Raw genomic sequence first — 19,116 nt, 5'->3', positions numbered from 1 at the left:
ATTATTGAAAGGGGATTATCCCGATGTACTCTCTTAATAAACGGCTGCTATCGAAGGCAGCCATACTGATTCTGTTTAGCATCATATGTATACTGATGCTATCTAACCCGGCAGGGGCGGAGGGTGATGGCTCGGTCGACGAACTGCTGCCGCCTGTCGGCAGCGCGCTCGTCGAAGCCGGCCAGAGCCGCTGGGACGCGGCCGCCGCCGATGTAGAAGCGTTCGCTGCGCTGTGGCGCACCGCGAACGCGAACACGCCGGACCCGGCACTTGCCGGTCCGGCTGCCGCCGTTGACGCCGCGCTTGCAGACGCGGCGGCGGCCCTTGCGGCGGGCGATGGTGCTCCCGCCAAAACGGCACTATCCACGCTCGCAAGAAGCGTGGACGCGTATGTCACCGCCGCCTCCGGCACGGACGGCGGTGACTCTGGAGCCGCCGGCCAGGAGACGGCGGCGAAGCTGTTGCCCGCGGCGGAGCGCACGCGGGATGCGGTGCGCAGCGCCGACTGGAGCGCGGCAGCGGCAGCGTACCGCGACATCGTCAGCGGATGGAAGCCGGCAGAGCGCAACATCCGGGCCGACAATTCCGCCGTCTACAGCTTGCTGGAGACGAAGATCAGCCTGCTGCGCATTGCGCTGCAGGCAGAACCGCTCCGCGAGGAGTCGGCGAAATCAGAAGCAGAAGCCTTATATCAGCTGCTTGCTGATTACAGTGAAGGCAAAGCAATAGATGCTGGGGATACTTCCGGTAAACCAGCATCTATTGAAGGACTGATCAGCCATCTGAGCAAAGCTTCTTCCACCGCCAAAGCAGGCAACAGCGCAGAAGCAGCTAATATCATGGAGCAATTCATCGTAGATTGGCCCTCTGCTGAAGGACAAGTACAGATCGCATCTCCAGCGGTCTATACCAATATTGAGAACGAAAGTGCAGCAGTCACTGGCTATCTGCTCTCTAATCCACCTAAGCTAGATCAAGCCTTAAAGATCATGGATAATATGGTCACTGAGCTGACTCCTTTGGCTGGTGAGACAACCTATAATGCTTGGGATGCTGCGCTAATTCTTCTGCGTGAAGGACTGGAGGCGATCCTCGTATTGTCTGCCCTTCTTGCCTACCTTAAACGTGATGGCAACACAAAAGCACAGAAGTGGATTTGGTCTGGCGCAGCTGTAGGACTTGTAGCGAGTATCGGATTAGCCGTTCTACTCACCTATACCATTTCCCGCGCCGCATCTGGTGGAGCACGCGAGATGATTGAAGGCATCACAGGTCTTGTAGCCGTCATTATGATGCTTACCATTGGACGCTGGCTGCATAGTAAATCAAATACCGCAAATTGGAACAACTATGTTGGACGGCAAGTGGATGGAGCATTAGCCAAGGGCAATCTCTGGTCTTTGTCCTCCGTAGCAGCGCTTGCGATTTTACGTGAAGGAGCAGAAACCACCATTTTTTATGTAGGGATGGCCCCTTCCATTAAAGTGTCTCAATTGCTGCTAGGGATCGGTAGTGCTCTAGTCATTCTAGCAATTGTAGGTTACGCAATTATTGCCTTAAGTGCGAAATTGCCGATTGCCGCCTTCTTCCGTACAGCTACACTTCTTATTTACTATTTAGTATTCCGCTTTCTCGGAGAGAGCATTCACTCCCTTCAAGTCGCAGGGAAACTACCCGCACATGTACAGGATGGGTTACCTTCTATTAGCTGGCTCGGGATGTATCCAACTTGGGAAACTTTAGTGCCTCAGCTGCTTGTCCTTGCGTTTATTGTGTGGGAGATGCTGCGCAATAGAGCACCAAAAGCGTCACAAACTGTATAACTACAAAGAAAAAAACGGTTGTCATCTTTTAACGATGACAACCGTTTTTTGTAGATTTTAAATGAAGCCGATCCTCGGACCTTTACATTAGAAATGAAACTAGATGTACCGGTCCGTCACGCCCGTTAGGTTACGCCGGTTTAGTCCGGTAATCCCTTGCAACTACAGTCTAATTTATGAAATGGATTCCATAGCAAGCTTTTTATTTGCAAAGTAATTTACGGACGATATGATAGAATAAAAAGACTAGACACTACACACAAGCACCAAAGGGAGGCTGTTGTTCTCGAATGGCTAATATAAAAGAAATCGCCCGTATGGCTGGTGTTTCCGTGACAACGGTCTCGCGAGTACTCAATAATCATCCTTATGTAAGTGAAACCAAACGAACCGCTGTTTTAAATACGATTGAAAAGTTAAACTACACGCGTAATATGAATGCCGTGCATCTAATTACCGGCCGTACCCACGCCATTGCCGTTATTATCCCTAATATCAACCTTTTTTATTTCTCTGTAATTATTGAAGGCTTAGCCCAAGAAGCGTTGCTAGCGCAATACCGTTTGATTCTGTGCCAGACCGATTATCGTCATGAAGAAGAACTCAAGGTACTGGAGATGCTGCGCAACAAAGAAATTGACGGCGTGGTAATTGTATCTACGAGAATGAGCTCAGAAGTCATTGATGAATATACAGCATATGGCCCGATAGTCATCTGCCAAGATAGAGGTGAACGCCGCTTCTCTTCTGTGTATATCGAACATTATTCCGCTTTTCGCTCCGGCCTGCAGTACTTGCATGATAAGGGGTATGAACAGATAGGTTACTGTGAAGGCAGACAACATGGCAGCAGTAGTTCTATCCGGCAAATTGCCTTTAGTGACTTTCTAGCCGCTACAGGCCAGCCTTTTCAGGAAGATTGGATGATGTATAACTGTATGAATGAAGAGGACGGTGGACGTGTACTGCACCAACTGCTGAAAATGAAGAACCGGCCTAATGCCCTAATTATTTCAGGCGATCATGTGGCAGCCGGTCTAATCATCGAAGCGTGGAAGAACGGTATCCGTATTCCTGAGGATCTGGCCGTCATCGGATTTGACGACCAGCCGATCGGACGTCTTTTAGGTCTAACCACCATAGATAACCAGTTACCCGAAATGGGCGTTACAGCTTTTCGGATCATCTATGATCAGATCCAAAATAATGACAGTCATCCTGTACACCGTAAGCTTGAGTATCGCATTATTGAACGTTCTACGGTATAGCACGTTTCAAGTATTGTTCAAAAACGGTCCACCTCGCAGTCTTCTGTGAGTGGGCCGTTTTTATTTAAATAGAAGAGAGACTAATAATTCTCGCATATTATCCTTATTGTATTCATTTTTACCCCTTGCATCCGGATAGATTTTGTTTTATTCTGAGTATGAAAATAATTTTCTTATTTTAAGAAGTAATTTTAAAAATAATTTTAAAAAGCTACATTAGAAGTCGAGGTGGATTGATGTCCCCAATTTTATATGCACTTGAGCATGAAAAGTCCAAGCTGTCTCAAATGGAGCGCAAGCTGGCGGAACGGATCCTGTCATCACCAGGTGAAATCGTTCATATGGGCATCACAGAACTCGCGGAGCAATGCGGTATTAGTCCTGCTACTATCACACGTTTTTGTAAGGTTCTACATTTTAAAGGCTTCCCAGATTTCAAAGTAAAGCTGGCGGCTGAAATTGCTCATAGCGATGCAGCGCCTCAGGATGGCAGTTCTTCTTATCAGGATATCGTTGCAGGTAACCCGCTTTCCGTAATTGTGGAAGCGATGCAAACGAATCACCTGACATCCATCCGGGATACTACTTCACTCCTAGATCTGGAACGATTACAAGCAGCCGTTAATTTATTGTGCCAAGCACGGCGAGTGGATCTTTACGGGATGGCGACTTCCTCCATTGTCGCACAAGATTTCTATCAGAAGCTGATCCGCATTGGCGTGAATTGCACCGCTTTCGCTGATTCCCATATGCAGATTACATCTGCCTCTTCGCTATCTGAAGGCGATGTCGTATTCGCAGTATCGTATTCCGGAGAAACCCCAGAGACCATTGACGCTTTAACTTGTGCCAAAGCCAGCGGAGCAAGCACCATCGCTCTAACCTCTTACGGCAGCAGCACCTTGGCAACTCTGGCTGATATTCCACTCTTCTCCTCTTCTCTGGAAAAAGGAATGCGCCGAGGAGATATGGCTTCACGTATTGCCCAGCTACACATCATTGATATTTTGTTTACTGGAATGGTCAGCACCCGTTTTGGGGATTTTATTCCTAGACTGGAGCAATCTTATTTGAATGTCCAACATTATCGAAACAAACGAGGAGGTCAATCTTAATGAATATTCTTAAGTTCAATAGTGATGAAGATTTTGTACAAACGGGTGCGAATCTTATCGCCAGCCTGCTTCAAAGCAATCCAAAAGCGGTGCTCGGTCTAGCGACCGGAAGTTCCCCAGTTGGTGTTTATGCCAAATTGGTTGAAATGCACCAAAAAGGACTTGTAAGCTTCTCGAAAGCCACTTCCTTCAATCTTGATGAGTATATCGGATTGCCTGTTGATCACCCGCAGAGCTATCGCAGTTTCATGAACGAGCAATTATTCAATCATATTGATATTGACCCAGGACAGACACATATCCCTAACGGCAATGCAGCAGATATGGAAGCGGAGTGCCTCGCATACGACAAAATGCTGGAAGAGAACGGACCGGTTGACTTGCAGATCCTCGGGATTGGAAGCAACGGCCATATCGGGTTCAATGAACCAGATGCCAATCTGAGCAGCAAAACCCATGTCGTTGATTTGCTTGAAGACACACGGGAAGCAAATGCCAGATTCTTCGACTCTTTGGACGATGTACCGCGGCAAGCAATAACCATGGGCATCGGCGGCATTCTGAAAGCTCGCCAGATTCTATTGTTAGTACGCGGTGCCGGCAAAGCTGAAGCCATCCGGAATGCCGTTGAAGGTCCGATTACTACCCAGTGCCCTGCATCTTTACTGCAGAGCCATCCGAATGTAATCGTCCTTGTAGATGAAGGAGCAGGAAAATGGCTGAAATAAAGAAAGAACCAGGAAAATTACTGTTTGGTAAAGTGCTGACTCCCCAAGGATTAATTGAGCATGGCGTGATTGCCGTATCGGGTGAGCAAATTCATTATGCCGGCGAGGCAGCATGGCTTCCAGAGGCTTACGCGCACTGGCCAGCTGATGGTCAAGCTTCGGAAGACCTGCTCATCCCTGGATTTGTAGATGTGCATGTACATGGTGGAGCTGGCCACGACTTTATGTATAGTGATGCTGAATCTTTAAATACCATCACTAAATTTCACAGCTCCCAAGGCACAACTACCATGCTGGCTACGACTATGACTGCCTCTAAGCCAGCCATTGACCAAGTATTTGCCGAAATAAACGCATATCGCGCCACTGAGATGCCATACACACAAATCGCGGGCATGCATTTGGAAGGACCGTTCATCAGCCCAAAATGGTCCGGTGCACAAAACCCTGAGCATATTGTTCTTGCCAATATTGAGTGGCTGGAACAATGGGAGAATGATTATCCGGGCATGATCCGGCAAGTCACCTTGGCTCCGGAACGCGAAGGTGCACTAGAAGCTATCCTCTGGCTCCGTAAGCACGGTATTACCGCCGCTCTCGGTCACACCGATGCTTCCTTTGAAGAGGTTATTGCCGCGGCAGATGCCGGGTTAAATCAAGCCGTGCATATGTTTAATGCAATGACACCGCTACATCACCGCAAGCCTGGAACTGCTGGTGCTGTACTATTCGATAAACGCATACGTGCGGAGATCATCGCCGATGGCATACATGTTCATCCTGCAGCGATTTCTCTAGTGGCTAATCTAAAAAAAGATAACAATTTGTTATTAATTACAGATGCCATGTCTGCAACTGGTCTTAGTGATGGTGAATATACAATCGGTGATTTACCTGTGCTGGTTCAAGATGGCATCGCCACACTTAAAGATAACCCTGCCGCTTTGGCGGGTAGTACACTTACCATGATTCGTGGCTTCCGTTATCTCATACAAGAAGTAGGGCTCAGCTTAGAAGAAGCCTCCCGTGCTGCAAGCCTTACTCCGGCGATATCCATTGGAATGGAGCGTTCGATCGGTTCCTTGGAAGCCGGAAAACGTGGTGATATCCTGCGTCTTGACGCTGAATTGAATTTGCGAGGCGTATGGATTGGCGGTCGCCCAGTTACCCTTTAATAAGGTGGTTATATAATAAAAAAGCAACAATTCTCGCCACAAAGGTGAGGACTGTTGCTTTTTATTGTTTATAAAATCGAACTATTGATTAATAATTACGCGTCGGGAAAATTCGCTCAACCATCGTTCGGAATTCATCCACAAAACCCTTGATTGGATGACCCGCACGGGCCTCTTCTGCATAAACGTTAACACGCTCTACAAAGTCTGGGTTTGCTGATACATATACATCCTTAATCGTTGCATCATGTTTTTTAACTTCAGCAGCGATTTTCGCTTTAATTTCTTTAGTTACTGTATCTGTTTCTTTCATATTCATAGTGTTATTTGTACTGTTCATGTGAGTCGAATGAGTACTGTTCATGTGTGTGGAATTACTTCTGTAATTCGTACCATGCGTACTATTGGTGTAGTTTGGAGTGGTACTGCGAATACCCATCCCAGTCCCCAAGCCATCTGTCATTCCGGTCCCGGTTCCGGTTGTATTTCTGGTTCCCATGCCCATTCCGTTACCAATACCCATTCCCATATTGACATCATGTTTCGAACCGTTGCTATTCAGCAGAGGTCCATTATTATAAGTATGAGTTCTTGTCCCAGTCGTTCCTGTACCTGTTCCCAGACTTCCCATTCCGGTTGTTCCATTTCTGTGAGTACCCATGCCAAGTGTTGCAGGTCCAGTGCTGGTTGTACCAGGGACTGTATTCACAGTGCCTCTCAGAGCTCCGTTCGTTCCATTCGTTACGGCCCCTGTATCATTCATTCCATCGCGTCCTATTTTCACTCTTCCTGTACCCGACATTACTCCAGTCGGTCCATAATTGTGAGGAACTGTCGACGATTTGGCTCGATAAGATGTAGTACCCTTGGCCCGAAGACCAGTAGTTGTATCATGTAACGTTACGGCGACATACGCATTTTTACCCGCAAGCATTACGTTCGCAGTGCGAACTTCAGGCATAGCAGCAATACGATCAGCAAGCTCCTGACTGACCTCCATTTTAGTAATATTATGCGTACCCATTGTTCCTCCGCGCACGGAGTTTACACCGATACGTCCGTCATTTACCCCCCGGACACTATTAGTTTGCACATTAGTCTTTCCTGCCGTGTTCGTCCCACACCCTGTAATACTCACCAAGCCTATAAGTAATGCGGCTGAGACTGACATGCTGATCTTGGATCGCATCATGAATTCATCCTCCATCTCTATTGTTGTATGTGTGCAGCGTAACAGTCGTTAGCATGACCTTCCGAAGAACAAGCTATCCTGAAAGGATTTGGAACTATGTCTGTTTACCGTCACCTGCGAATGCACATCGGCGTATCTTATAAACAGTAAGCCGTATTTTAACGAGTCGGCATTGCTCCGCAAAAGTCAGGAGGCACGTGCATGAAAGTTTTATTCACGTTTTATATACCGAGTGGCGGGGTGGAGACTTTAAATAAGCTGCGGTGCGAGAGTCTCCAGCGTAATGGGATCGAATGTCATGTTTTATATCTAATGCCTGGTTCAGGAAGCCAGAATAAGGCTAACTTTCCGGTCTTCATTTCCTCTATAGATGAGGAGATTAAAGAAGTACTTGAGACACATAACTATGATGCCATTATTGTTACATCCGATTATTTATTGCTTAAGCGTCTGCGTGAGCTCGGTTATGGCGGTATTTTGATATACGAATCTCAAGGACTTGGAAAACGGAGTCATGCGGAAGATCTAATCAAAGACGCTATTCCTTATTTCCGCTCCTACTGTAACGCTGTCTTAATCCCACCAACGGATCATTTACTGGAGCTGTTTATTGAAATCTGTCCATGGCTACATCGGTATGTCATTCCCAATATTGTTGATGTTCAGTCCTTTCAGCACATCCCTGCTGAGCCTCCCGATGATCCGGTCATCGCTTGGGTCGGGCGTCTGGAAAGCAACAAAAATTGGCGCGAATATTTGAGAATTGCCCATCAAATTCGCCTTCACAAACCAAACCTTCATTTATGGATGTTTCATGATCCTGAATTAGCCACAGAGGATCAAAAGCAGCTCTTCCAAGAAGAATTGCAAACCTTAGGTCTGAATGACCGTCTGAGTACCTTTACCAATATTCCAAATCATGTGATGCCGATTTATTATTCCTCGATAGCCAATTCTGGTGGGTTTCTGTTATCCACCTCAGTTACAGAGGGATTTGGATATGCCGTTGCGGAAGCCATTTGCTGCACTTGTCCCGTACTTAGCACGGATTCCGACGGCGTTAGATCTTTTATTGTGCATAATATTTCAGGTAAATTTTATCCTCTTGGCAACATCCAAACGGCCGTCAATGAAGGGCTAGAGCTAATGAACAATATGCCAATGCGAAATGCACTCCGCCAGCAAGGAAGAAATTATATGGTTTCACGTTACGGTACGGAAAAATATGCGCAGTCTTTTCGTGAAATGATGAACTCCTTTGCCATCTTCTAACTGCAAAAGAACCTTCAAACCACTTTTTTTGTGGATTTGAAGGTTCTTTTATAATTCTGGGACATACTAAGATGGATTCCTTGATACAATCTCAAATAACATATTTTGAAATATTCGTGTACTTTTTTCCCAAGTGAAATCCTGTGAAACCTCTTCACCCTTACGAGCCAATCGTTGGCGTAAAGACGGATCTCTGATTAAGGTTATAATGTCATCTGCAAGCCGATTCTGAAACCGGTAGGACATTAAACAGTTATGACCATGTGTACAATATTCCTTATTCCCACCGGCGTAAACCGTAACGAGCGCTGCACCACAACGCATAGCCTCGATCCCTGGTAACGAACCTGTATCAAACGTACTCGAACTTACAAAAATGTCGCTCTCACTATAGTGGAAACAGAGTTCTGTATCATTCGCTGGAGTTCTTATTTGGTAACGTTCGTCGTTCACTAGGGCTTGTAGCGTTGCAGACTCCGCTTGTTCTTCGGGAGGAGAAATTAAATATATTTCAACCTCTGGATGGTGGGCTTTAACCTTGTTTAATTGCTGAAGTAAATAATCCTGCTCACGGTGAGCTGAGAATCCGCCCTCTGGTTTGCGCATAATCGCGGAAATTACCAGCCTTTTATTACGATCACGGATTTTCGTATTTTTAAAAACAGGACCTACCCCGATCGGTACGATTCTCCCTTTAATCCCATGGTTCATCTGGACAATTCCTTGTTGCCAGTGTGATAGAACCAGTAGGTTAGATGCAATATTATACGATGAAAAAGAACGGCTATTGTCAGGTAAAAAGGTAGGCTCATAACAAAGCGCCAATCGAACATGAATGCCTTTCCCCTCTTCACTTGCCCTCTGTGATACCTCGACTGTGGTATAGAAGTTGGAGATAATCACATCTCCTGCTGGAAAATCGCTTGCTGCCAGTTCTCCTTCTTTTGCATAGATCAGTTTACATTTCATCTCGTATTCTACGACACCATCACTGGGTAAGAGGATCGTCACTTCATGACCCATTTCTGTCAGACGATTAGCCAGCTCCGTGAGCATACGCTGCGCCCCGCCCCTAGTTAGAGTTAGAACAGGAAATATTAATTTCATTTCCCTCTCTCCTTTTGCAACAAGCGTGATAGAACCCGGCGATGTCTTGCTTGTACCTGCTCAATCTCCTTTTTTTGCTCCTCTTTGTGAATCACTGAGCCCATTTCGTTATGAACTCGGTAATCAAGCAGCGGTTCCTCTATATAAGACCATGTATAATACGGCAAAATACGCAACCATAGATCATAATCTTGAGTATACAACAATTTCTCATTAAATTTCCCTACTGTGCGGAAGATATCCATATGGAGAAGAACCGTACTTCCATTCACCGGACAGCCTAACATCATGGTCTCAATAAACTGTGCCCTGCTGTCAAAAATCATACTTATCGTCTCTGAAATCCGCTCACCCTGCTCGTTTACATAATAATAGGCTGTATAATTAAACAAAGTATCTGTGCCCTTGAGCATTTGCATCTGGTGATTGATTTTATTCGGATGAAATAAATCGTCAGCACTTAGCCAGGCAAAATAAGTTCCGGTAGCTACTCCTATCCCTTTGTTTAGCGCGGAGGCGGTTCCTCCATTGCTTTTTCGTATATAAATAATCTTATCCCTGAAGGGCTCAAGCTTCTCCATCCAAAGAGTAGATCCATCATCGATTACAATGATCTCTATGTTCGAATAACTTTGTTCCAAGACGCTTTGAATGGCGAGATCCACATATGGACAGTTATAAAAAGGAATGATCACTGACACTTTAGGTTCTTCACTCATGCGCTCACCTCCTTCACCTGAAGCTCGCTCTTTACACTGTTTTGCAAGCCAATAAGGCATCTACCGGAGCATGGTCTTCACCATACGCCTCACGAAATGATGGGTTTTGAGCATGATGAAAGCCTTTAAGTACAGTTACAGCATACCCCAGCTCCATGAAGTCCTCCGGCTCCCATCCGCTCCGATGCTTTTGATAATGTTCTCCTTGCAAGTGATAATGGTCCATTCCCTCCTGAGGAAAAAAACCCCGAGGTGTAAACACAACTACACGATTATAGGCGATTCTCTCGGCCATTCCGAGTAATCTCTGTCCTTCTTTCCTTTCAAAGTGTTCTATGGAATCGATAAAAGTGACTGCCGAGAACGTCTTAGGAAGAAATAATTTATCCATATGACTAGCATCCCCATGCACTGGAATAATGTGAGGTGATTTATATTCACGATGCAGTAGGTAAGGTCTGTGAATTTCTAGTCCTAGGACAACTGCGGCTTCATACCGTTCAAGCAGGGTACCGGTGCCGCTGCCGATATCCAGTATACTTTCACAGAATTTCAACTGCTCCAATAAGATTGGTAGAAAGTCATTCACTTCAATTTCCCGATACATAACCTTCTTACCCCCCCATCGAAGAGATCAAGTGTTGGAGCGGACCCTTGTAGCGAGCGTTGGTTGCAGCTGCCTCTGCCATAATGACATCGTAATATTTAAGCGTCCCCATCCCTTCATGATTACGGTAAGCGGTGAGTGACTGATTCAGCATCACAGGTGCATACCCGTTCAGAATCGCGCGGTACCATAAATCATAGTCATGTGTATAGGGAAGTGATTCATCAAAAAGCCCAATCGCTCCAAATACCTCTCGTTTGAACATCACCGTGCAGCCATTAATTGGGTTCCCCTGTAAAAAGCAACGTAAATAATCGAGGTGACTAGGAAACAATAGCGATGCGTTCATCTGAACTAGTTGAGATTGACCGTTAATAAAATTGAAGTTGGTATAGGAGATCAACAAATGGTTCTGCTCCATGAACAGCACCTGATTATTGATTTTGTCTCGATAGAATAAGTCATCTGAGCTGAGCCAGGCCACATAGTCTCCGCTTGCATGCAAGATGCCGTGATTCAGTGCAGAGGCGGTTCCTCCGTTACTTTTCCCTAAATAATGAATTCGCGGAAAATACGGTCTAATCAGATCTGTGTGAACGGTCGAGCCGTCATCGACGACGATGATCTCGTAAGGTTCCCAAGACTGTGAAAGCACACTTTGCAAGGCATGCTCTATATAAGGGCAGTTATAAAAAGGAATCACTACCGATACTTTCGGTCTCATAACATCCGTCCTTCCCAGTTCACGCGGCAATAGTCCAAAATATCTGTTAAGGACTGGCTAAACTCAATTCCCGGCTTCCAGCCTAATGAAGTTACATTTTCTTCAGGTGTTGCAGAGGCATCTGAAGTTATTAGTTTATCCCCCGCCACTCCGTTAACCGGAATAGAGAGAGCAGCTTGTTCTGGTCCCCAGTCCATCGGAATTGAGGCACTGGAGCAGCTTATCAGCTGCTCCGCAATATCCCCAAGTTGCCGCTGTGTCCCTGAATCAATTCGATAAATGGTTCCATTAGTTCCCTCGCGCAATATAAAATCATAAGCTCTTACAGCATCGCGTACATCCAGAAAATCACGTAATGCATAGCGAGAAGAAAGTTTAAAGGGAGGGATTTCTTCGCCTGCATGCACTTCACTACGAACAATATGCTGTGCCAATAATGAGCAGAAACCAGTAGAAGGACCGGGACCGATTAGGTTGCAGGGCTCAGCCAGCAGAACGGGTTGTTTAAACAGCGTCCCCCAAGACAGAGACACCAGCTCTTCTATTGTTTTGCTGAGGCTATATGGGTGTGGGGGTCCTGCCGCCACACCCGGTTTGAATTTAAGTCGCGAGCCTGCTACAAGAATTCGACTGGTAGGTAGACTTCGCATGGCTTCTAGCAAATATAAAGTAGCCATCACATTCGTCTCCATAAAGAGCAAAGGGTTACGCCAAGACTCGGGCACCGAGTTGTTTCCTGCCAAATGAAGGACAGCCTCCGGTGTAGTTTCCTTGATCATCTCAGCTACAGCCTTCCGATTGCTTAAATCACAGTAGTAAACCTTCACTCCTTCTGGAAACAAAGCGGAAGACAGGGCACCCGCTGTGGATGGCGGACGCACCACAGCGGTAACCTCAGCGCCTCCTGCCAAGAACAAATGAATGGCATGTCGACCGGTGAATCCGGCCGCCCCGGTAATCAGTAGTTTTTGACCTTTCATGGGGACATCTCTGACTGTTTCATCCAGTCAGCCAGTTCTTGCAGCATCAATGGGTACGAAGGCAACGGCAAATCAACATCCGTTCTTGTATTCACTAATGTTCGATCTTGAACATGTTCATCCTCAGGGATGATTTCCACATCCTCTTTATGAAATGCAGCCTGAATATGCTGAAGCAGCTCATATTTGCTTACCGGCTTCGGATGCGCTAAATGGATCAGCCCCGATACCGTGGAATCCAGCAGCGTATCCATTGCCTTAGCTAATTGGAGTGTAGTTACTCCGTTCCACATCACCCTGCGGTATCCTGACACTTGACCACGCTGTGCCAGAAACCAATCCATCAAACCAATGCCGTCCTGGCGGATTTCCGGACCAATAATCGAAGTCCGGATCGTAAGATGCCCAGGTTGCCGCACCTCGCCAAGACTTTTCGAAATCGCATAGGCAGAGGTTCCATCAGGAACATCCTCTTCTGTGTACCCCCCGCGTGTTCCTTCAAACACGCAGTCAGTACTGATATGAATAAGTCTTGCATGAACAGCTTCCGCCATCCGCCACAAGTGGTGAGGAAGAAAGCCATTCACGTGGTAAGCCCCTATTTTGTCACGTTCTGCGAATTGATTGAGTACCCCCATCGCATTAATGATGCAATGAGGGGAGACGATATCGACCAGCTTCTCTACTCCGGCTATATCGTTCGCATCTACATACAGCCCGCCAAGATCGCTCTTATCCCGGGTTGTATGGAAGACGTGATGCTTGCCCTGGCGGCGAAAATAATCCGCCAGCATATGCCCCGCCATACCGTTTCCACCAAGGATAAGCAGCTTCATTGCAGGAAACCTCCTCGAATCAAGATGCTTTTGATCTCTTCCTGATCCATTAGATTCGTCTCGGAGCTGAAACTATTAAAAGAGACATGAGGATAAGCGCTGTAATGTGCCTTTAACTCTGGCATGTTCAGCGTAGGGAGAATTACTAGATACTGTTCATCGTAGACAACGGTTGTTAAGCTTTCGAAATCGCTCATTAGAATCTCGTGTATTTTCTCCCCCGGACGAATTCCGGTCTCGATAATACTTACATTCGGCTCTCCAGAGGCCTCGATTAACACCTCAGCCAGGTCGATAATCCGGCAAGTAGGCATCGTCATGACAAAGATTTCTCCACCTAAGCTAACCTCAGAAGCTTTAAATAACAGCGTAATCGCATCGCGTAGTGTGAAAAAGAAGCGGGTCATTTTCATATCGGTAATACGTACCTGTCCCTTGTCCTTGATCTGCTTCATGAACAAATGTACTACGCTGCCGTTCGTTCCGAGCACATTACCTCCACGTACGGTTACAAAACGGGTGTTTGAGCCAATTAGATTGGCATAAACGAACAATTTTTCCCCAATCGCTTTGGTCATTCCATAGAAGTTCGACGGGTTTGCAGCCTTATCCGTAGAAATGTAAATGGCTTTCTCGACGCCATTCACAATGGCTGCTTCGATCACATTCTGAGTGCCTACAACATTGGTTTTGAGCGCTTCATAGGGCTGATCTTCACAGACCGGAACATGTTTGAGTGCCGCCAAATGGAAAATATAATCAACGCCACGGCACGCGGCGACCAGCGCATCCTTGTCACGGATATCGCCAATGATAAAGCTGAGTCGTTGATCCTCGAACTCCCGGCTCATCGCCACCTGAGCGGACTCACTGCGGGAGAATACGATGATTTCCTTAGGATTTTGCGGCAGAAGTTGCCTAATCAGCTCATGCCCCCAGGAACCGGTGCCGCCTGTGACCACAATCCGTTTATTATTGAACATGCAGGTTCCCTCCAAGCAAAAATTTAACTACCTTTACCGAAACATCCGGAGTCAAGTAACCTTCCGGAGCCTCCCAATCCCGACGGAGCGCCGCCATCAGCTTGACGCTACGTAGAATACTTTTCTGGTCAACACCTGACACCACGTTACTTCCGCAATCTACCGTTTCGGGACGCTCTGTTGTTCTGCGAATCGTAACGGTTGGTACTTTCATCAAGCAGCATTCCTCCTGTACGGTCCCACTGTCGGTGATGGCACACAAGGCGTGCTGTTCCAAATAAACAAAATCAAAAAATCCGAAGGGCTCATGAAATTCAACGAGAGGGTTCATTGGAAGAGAAAATTGCTCAGTTAGTTTGGAGCGAGTGCGAGGATGAATGCTGCATATTAAACGAATTCCAAAATGCTCAGCCACTGCGTTAAGACCTGACATAATTTGTACAAGGGACTCTGGATCATCTACATTCTCTGCACGATGTGCTGTTACAAGGAAATACTGCCCTGAGGTAAGATTCAGCTGCTCCAGAATGCTGCTAGCCTGGATTTTCGATTCAAAATGAGTCATGACCTCATGAATCGGATTTCCTGTTAACACAATACGTCTGCTTGGGAAGCCTTCGCTGATTAGATGTCTTTTGCTCTGCTGTGTATATGGCATATTAATGGTCGAAACGGCATCTATGACACGGCGGTTTTTCTCTTCGGGCACTTTTAGGTCATAGCAACGGTTGCCTGCCTCCATATGCACCACCGGAATACCCATTCGTTCGGCCAAAATCGCGCATAACGCGCTATTCGTATCCCCCAGAAGTAAGACACGGTCTGGTTGTTCTTTCTGTAAAATGCTCTCTAGCCCTCCGAACATGGCGGCAAGCTGGCCGCCGAGTCCTGCTTGCTTATCCTGCAGCACATAATCCGGCGCCCGCAGTCCCAGCTCTGCAAAGAAAATGCCGCTGAGACTGGCGGTGAAGTTCTGGCCGGTATGCACCAGGATGTGCCGCTCAGCATGTTCGTCGAGAAGCGGAATGATAACACTGAGGCGGATGATTTCAGGCCTCGTGCCTAAAATCGTCATGATCTTCATGAGTTCACTCCCCTGCCTGTTTGATGATGGTCTGACTTGGCTCAGTCGGGTGGACTGAGACTGCTAGAAGCGCGGTTTGGGCTTTTAGCAGGATTGGTAGAATAGTAGATTGAGACAATCTGCGGGATTTTTACCGTTTATTTGGCGGTTTCGGTCGGATTCGCGGCAATCTACGGGATTTTCACCGTTTATTTGGCGGTTTCGGTCGGAATCGCGGCAATCTGGGGCATTTATACCCCTCTTTTCGCTCTTTTAGCCGAATTTGCGGCAATCTGGGGCATTTATACCCCTCTTTTTGCTCGTTTAGCCGAATTCGCGACAATCTGGGGCATTTATACCCCTCTTTTTGCACGTTTAGCCGAATTCGCGATAATCTGGAGCGTAAATGCCCCTCTTTCCGCTCAGCTTGCCACCTTCGCGGCAAGCGAGGCACTTACGCAGCGCGCCGCCGCCCACCCCGGCGGGCTCGGCGGCGCTTGCCCCCGGCGGTGCTCCGCCGCCGGGCAGAACCCTTACGCCGCTTGCGAGCAGCGCGGCGTAAAACCAACGGGCGCCCGCTTCGCCGGCGCGCCCGGGCTTTGCCGCGTCGCTTGCGGGCGACGCGGCTCGGCAGGCCCTTGCTTCGCGGCAAAGCCGGCGACGCAGCGGGCAATTCAGGCAGGACAGCGGGTGGTTCCACCACGCTTTCAGCCTCGCGCACCGGCGGTGCGCTGCAATAGCGGAGGCTCCACAACTCCGCAAGACCCTGCAGGCGGCTCCGATAAGCCGCCGGACCATAAACGGCGTCGACGCGCTCCCGCGCTTGGGCGCCTATGGTTATCGCCAGCCCCGGCTGCCCCAGCATGACGTTGACTCTTTCGGCCAGCGCGGAAATGTCCGACGCGGGCACGAGATTTTCGCCGCAGCCTGCTGCGTACAGGATTTCCCGCAAGCCCCCGGAGTCGTAAGCGACTACGGGTTTTCCAAAAGCCATTCCTTCCAAAGCAGTCATTCCAAAGCCTTCGCGGACCAGACTGGGAACAACCAGCACATCCATAGCGCAATAAGCAGATGGAAGGCATTCAGCATAACCAACAAATTTAAATCGGGTATACAGTCCCTCAAGCTTTACCTTGCGGACACAGCGATCATAGTAGCTTTTGTCACCAGCTGAACCTATGACAACAAATTTCGCACTAGGATGGACTGCGTACACAAGCACAGCCATTTTCACAAAATGTTCCAATCCTTTTTCCTTATTAATAAAGGAAGAAATATAACCGACCAGCTGCTCCTGCGGTTTAATCTTTAGCTCTCGCCGTCGTTCGCCCCGAAGCTTACTCCAAGCCTCAATCATCATTTCTTTGTCATTCCAAGAAGGCGGAAGCTGGATCACTTTCTCCGCTCTGACTTCCTCTGGAAAGCAAGCTGTTACCGTCTGTGAAATAGCCAGAATCTCATCACTATTCCGATGAATCAGATCTACACTAATGGGTGTATATTCATTGTCTGTTATCGTCTCTGATATTTTCCATACCACCGGAATGCCAAGTGACTTGGCAGCCATTGCTGGCAAAGCATGCACACAGGTACTTGTAATAATAAACGCCGGGCGGAGAGAGGTTAGCCAGTCTGTTAATTCGTGATACTCCCTGCCTTCCTGGAATTTACGAGCATCTGCCTCGAGCCCTGCATAAGGAGTATACATTCCGTATAAAAGAGGAATCGAGAGCAGTTGTACACTTATTCCGAAGCTTCGAGCCTGAGCAGTCAGCTTGCCGTCCTGAGGTGCAACGAGAATACAATTAAAGTACGGAGAAAGTTCCTGAGCGAAAAACAACAACAGCTTCTCCGCTCCGGTAATACTGCGTGTATTAGATACATGTGAAAAGAGGACGATTGTAGCTTTATCAGCCATGGCGTTTCGGCGCTCCCTAACGAGGGCCTGGAGCAGCCATTCACCTCCCTAAAAGTTTTACGAAGCGTTGCTCAAGTTTCTTACTCCGTAGTAAAACTCGCTTCGAAAGCATCCACTTAGTTTTACGAAGCGTTGCTCAAGTTTCTTACTTCGCAGTAAAACTCGCTTCGGAAGCATTCGCTTAGTTTTACGAAGTGTTGCTCAAGTTTCTTACTTCGTAGTAAAACTCGCTTCGGAAGCATTTGCTTAGCCTGAGCCTCGCCCTCTCAGCCCATAACCCACCTTCGCCTCCGCTCAGCTATCCAAGCCGCTCCATCAGCTTCTTTTCATCAGGTTACAGGCATACGCTGAGGTCCGGTTCTACAGTATATCGAGGAAAAACAGATGCCGGCACGACACCTGTCCCCTGCTAAGCGCACATTTCCATATCCAGTTTGGGCCAAAGTCTAGCCGTAGATTACTGTTAGCATCTGGTGAATACGTTTTGCGTAAGTGTGATCCTTGAGCGTCCGTTCAAAAGCACGCAGCGCGATTGCCCGGCGTTCCTCCTCATGGGTTAAGTAATAACGGATCTTATCCATCATTTCCTGAGGACTCGCAAAGGTCACAATTTCTTCATCCGGTTTGTAAAAAGATCCCATATCATCTCTGGCATCTACTAATTGCAACGTGCCCGTTGCTGCAATTTCAAAGGTACGTGGATTCGGAGAAACGGCGGGAATCGAGAGCGTATTGTTGTTAACTACTTCATCAATGTGCGAGCGGTGGAGGTTAATGACGATTTTGGAGCCGCTGTAAGCTACCGCCGTCTCTTGTGGGGACATCCATTTGCCAATTTCAATACGGTCACCGTAGAGCGGAGCCTCAGGCAGACGATCCCACCAGATTCCGTTAATCACCGTGTTATAGTTCATCAGGTCCGGGAGAATCTCACGGAAGAAGTTGACCCGGTTCCAATAGGCGGAGCCAATAAAGCTAACTTCCCGATTGACTGACGAACGTGTTGTAGTAGGACGGTAATGCTCCAGGTGAGCAGCAAAAGGGAGATAATGGACCTCAGGGCAACCAAGTCCCCGATAGAAATCAATACAATTACGTTCAAGTGTGAATACAAAATCGTAGTGAGCCACAATCTTGACCGTAAAGTCAGTGTAATAAGGATCATCAGTAAGCCAAATAGCTGTCCGAATGCCACTAGTGCGAAGAGCATCGATCTGCTCAAGAGGTAAATCCATACCGTCTAGCACCAATACCAGATCCGGTCTTTGCGCTGCAGCCAGCTCTACTAGATTTTGACGCACATCCGTAATCGTGACTTGAGCTGTTAATTTTTGCAGTGCGCAAAGAACCGCATCATCTAAAGGAGAGTACGGGTAGCCTTTGCCAGAAGCGACATACATGACATGAATATTCCGTACAGGAAATACTTCTTCAGACCGACCATTCAGGATCGCAAGGCGCCCCCGTAAATAGCCCTCGTCATAACCACCCTTAAAACCACTCAGACGACCACGCAGCTTTTCTTCCTCCGGAGGTGTAAGAGGTAATGGGGGGGTAGGCATAATAAATTCATTATTGTTCATAATCCTCGCTCCTTTATCCCGTT

The 19,116-nt window shown here is 47.4% G+C and carries 17 protein-coding genes; 6 read left to right on the top strand and 11 right to left on the bottom strand.

Annotation, left to right across the window (positions count from 1 at the left end):
* Positions 1 to 23: 23 nt before the first annotated feature.
* The 5 genes from MKY52_RS14335 (at position 24) to nagA (ending at position 6,109) form a co-directional block, all read left to right on the top strand.
* On the top strand, positions 24 to 1,823 hold the full coding sequence (locus MKY52_RS14335; RefSeq protein WP_341051906.1) for an FTR1 family iron permease: 1,800 nt from the start codon (positions 24 to 26) through the stop codon (positions 1,821 to 1,823).
* Positions 1,824 to 2,113: 290 nt separating this feature from the next.
* The gene (locus MKY52_RS14330; protein ID WP_341051905.1) at positions 2,114 to 3,091 is read left to right on the top strand and encodes a LacI family DNA-binding transcriptional regulator; all 978 of its coding nucleotides are present in this window, start codon (positions 2,114 to 2,116) and stop codon (positions 3,089 to 3,091) included.
* Positions 3,092 to 3,327: 236 nt separating this feature from the next.
* Entirely contained in the window at positions 3,328 to 4,206 is an 879-nt protein-coding gene (locus MKY52_RS14325; protein ID WP_341051903.1) for a MurR/RpiR family transcriptional regulator, read from the top strand.
* Complete coding sequence (nagB, locus tag MKY52_RS14320) at positions 4,206 to 4,934, top strand: glucosamine-6-phosphate deaminase (protein WP_076119467.1); 729 nt, start codon at positions 4,206 to 4,208, stop codon at positions 4,932 to 4,934. Before MKY52_RS14325 ends, nagB begins: the two co-directional genes overlap by 1 nt.
* Positions 4,922 to 6,109 carry an N-acetylglucosamine-6-phosphate deacetylase gene (nagA, locus tag MKY52_RS14315; protein ID WP_341051901.1) on the top strand — a complete coding sequence of 396 codons (1,188 nt, stop codon included), beginning with the start codon at positions 4,922 to 4,924 and terminating at the stop codon, positions 6,107 to 6,109. The genes nagB and nagA overlap by 13 nt, the downstream gene beginning before the upstream one ends.
* Positions 6,110 to 6,197: 88 nt before the next feature.
* Here the strand turns inward: nagA and MKY52_RS14310 are convergent, their stop codons facing one another.
* Positions 6,198 to 7,301: a YhcN/YlaJ family sporulation lipoprotein gene (locus MKY52_RS14310; protein ID WP_341051900.1), complete on the bottom strand. Its 1,104-nt coding sequence runs from the start codon at positions 7,299 to 7,301 to the stop codon at positions 6,198 to 6,200.
* Positions 7,302 to 7,502: 201 nt separating this feature from the next.
* Between MKY52_RS14310 and MKY52_RS14305 the strand changes: the two genes are divergently transcribed.
* Positions 7,503 to 8,573, top strand: a complete 1,071-nt coding sequence (locus MKY52_RS14305; protein ID WP_341051898.1) for a glycosyltransferase family 4 protein — start codon at positions 7,503 to 7,505, stop codon at positions 8,571 to 8,573.
* A gap of 66 nt (positions 8,574 to 8,639) precedes the next feature.
* Here MKY52_RS14305 and MKY52_RS14300 read toward each other — a convergent pair whose 3' ends face one another.
* The 10 genes from MKY52_RS14300 to MKY52_RS14255 form a co-directional block, all read right to left on the bottom strand.
* Complete coding sequence (locus MKY52_RS14300) at positions 8,640 to 9,680, bottom strand: glycosyltransferase family 4 protein (RefSeq protein ID WP_341051897.1); 1,041 nt, start codon at positions 9,678 to 9,680, stop codon at positions 8,640 to 8,642.
* Positions 9,677 to 10,399: a glycosyltransferase gene (locus MKY52_RS14295; RefSeq protein ID WP_341051896.1), complete on the bottom strand. Its 723-nt coding sequence runs from the start codon at positions 10,397 to 10,399 to the stop codon at positions 9,677 to 9,679. Before MKY52_RS14295 ends, MKY52_RS14300 begins: the two co-directional genes overlap by 4 nt.
* A 31-nt stretch (positions 10,400 to 10,430) precedes the next feature.
* A complete protein-coding gene (locus MKY52_RS14290; RefSeq protein WP_341051895.1) occupies positions 10,431 to 11,006 on the bottom strand; it encodes a class I SAM-dependent methyltransferase in 576 nt (191 codons plus the stop codon).
* Positions 11,007 to 11,013: 7 nt separating this feature from the next.
* Positions 11,014 to 11,730 carry a glycosyltransferase gene (locus tag MKY52_RS14285; RefSeq protein WP_341051894.1) on the bottom strand — a complete coding sequence of 239 codons (717 nt, stop codon included), beginning with the start codon at positions 11,728 to 11,730 and terminating at the stop codon, positions 11,014 to 11,016.
* Positions 11,727 to 12,710 carry an NAD-dependent epimerase/dehydratase family protein gene (locus tag MKY52_RS14280; protein ID WP_341051892.1) on the bottom strand — a complete coding sequence of 328 codons (984 nt, stop codon included), beginning with the start codon at positions 12,708 to 12,710 and terminating at the stop codon, positions 11,727 to 11,729. The genes MKY52_RS14285 and MKY52_RS14280 overlap by 4 nt, the downstream gene beginning before the upstream one ends.
* The gene (locus MKY52_RS14275) at positions 12,707 to 13,546 is read right to left on the bottom strand and encodes a dTDP-4-dehydrorhamnose reductase family protein (RefSeq protein ID WP_341051891.1); all 840 of its coding nucleotides are present in this window, start codon (positions 13,544 to 13,546) and stop codon (positions 12,707 to 12,709) included. The genes MKY52_RS14280 and MKY52_RS14275 overlap by 4 nt, the downstream gene beginning before the upstream one ends.
* A complete protein-coding gene (locus MKY52_RS14270) occupies positions 13,543 to 14,529 on the bottom strand; it encodes a polysaccharide biosynthesis protein (RefSeq protein WP_076285977.1) in 987 nt (328 codons plus the stop codon). The genes MKY52_RS14275 and MKY52_RS14270 overlap by 4 nt, the downstream gene beginning before the upstream one ends.
* A complete protein-coding gene (gene wecB, locus MKY52_RS14265) occupies positions 14,519 to 15,613 on the bottom strand; it encodes a non-hydrolyzing UDP-N-acetylglucosamine 2-epimerase (protein WP_341051890.1) in 1,095 nt (364 codons plus the stop codon). Before wecB ends, MKY52_RS14270 begins: the two co-directional genes overlap by 11 nt.
* 433 nt (positions 15,614 to 16,046) lie before the next feature.
* Positions 16,047 to 17,510 carry a glycosyltransferase family 4 protein gene (locus MKY52_RS14260; RefSeq protein WP_341051889.1) on the bottom strand — a complete coding sequence of 488 codons (1,464 nt, stop codon included), beginning with the start codon at positions 17,508 to 17,510 and terminating at the stop codon, positions 16,047 to 16,049.
* 446 nt (positions 17,511 to 17,956) lie between these two features.
* Positions 17,957 to 19,072, bottom strand: a complete 1,116-nt coding sequence (locus MKY52_RS14255; RefSeq protein ID WP_341053421.1) for a CgeB family protein — start codon at positions 19,070 to 19,072, stop codon at positions 17,957 to 17,959.
* Positions 19,073 to 19,116 lie beyond the last annotated feature (44 nt).

Origin of the sequence: Paenibacillus sp. FSL P4-0184, assembly GCF_038004625.1 — a bacterium.
Classification (GTDB): domain Bacteria; phylum Bacillota; class Bacilli; order Paenibacillales; family Paenibacillaceae; genus Paenibacillus_AQ.
The sequence above is the reverse complement of the archived record's forward strand: the minus strand, read 5'-3'. Positions and strand labels throughout refer to the sequence as shown.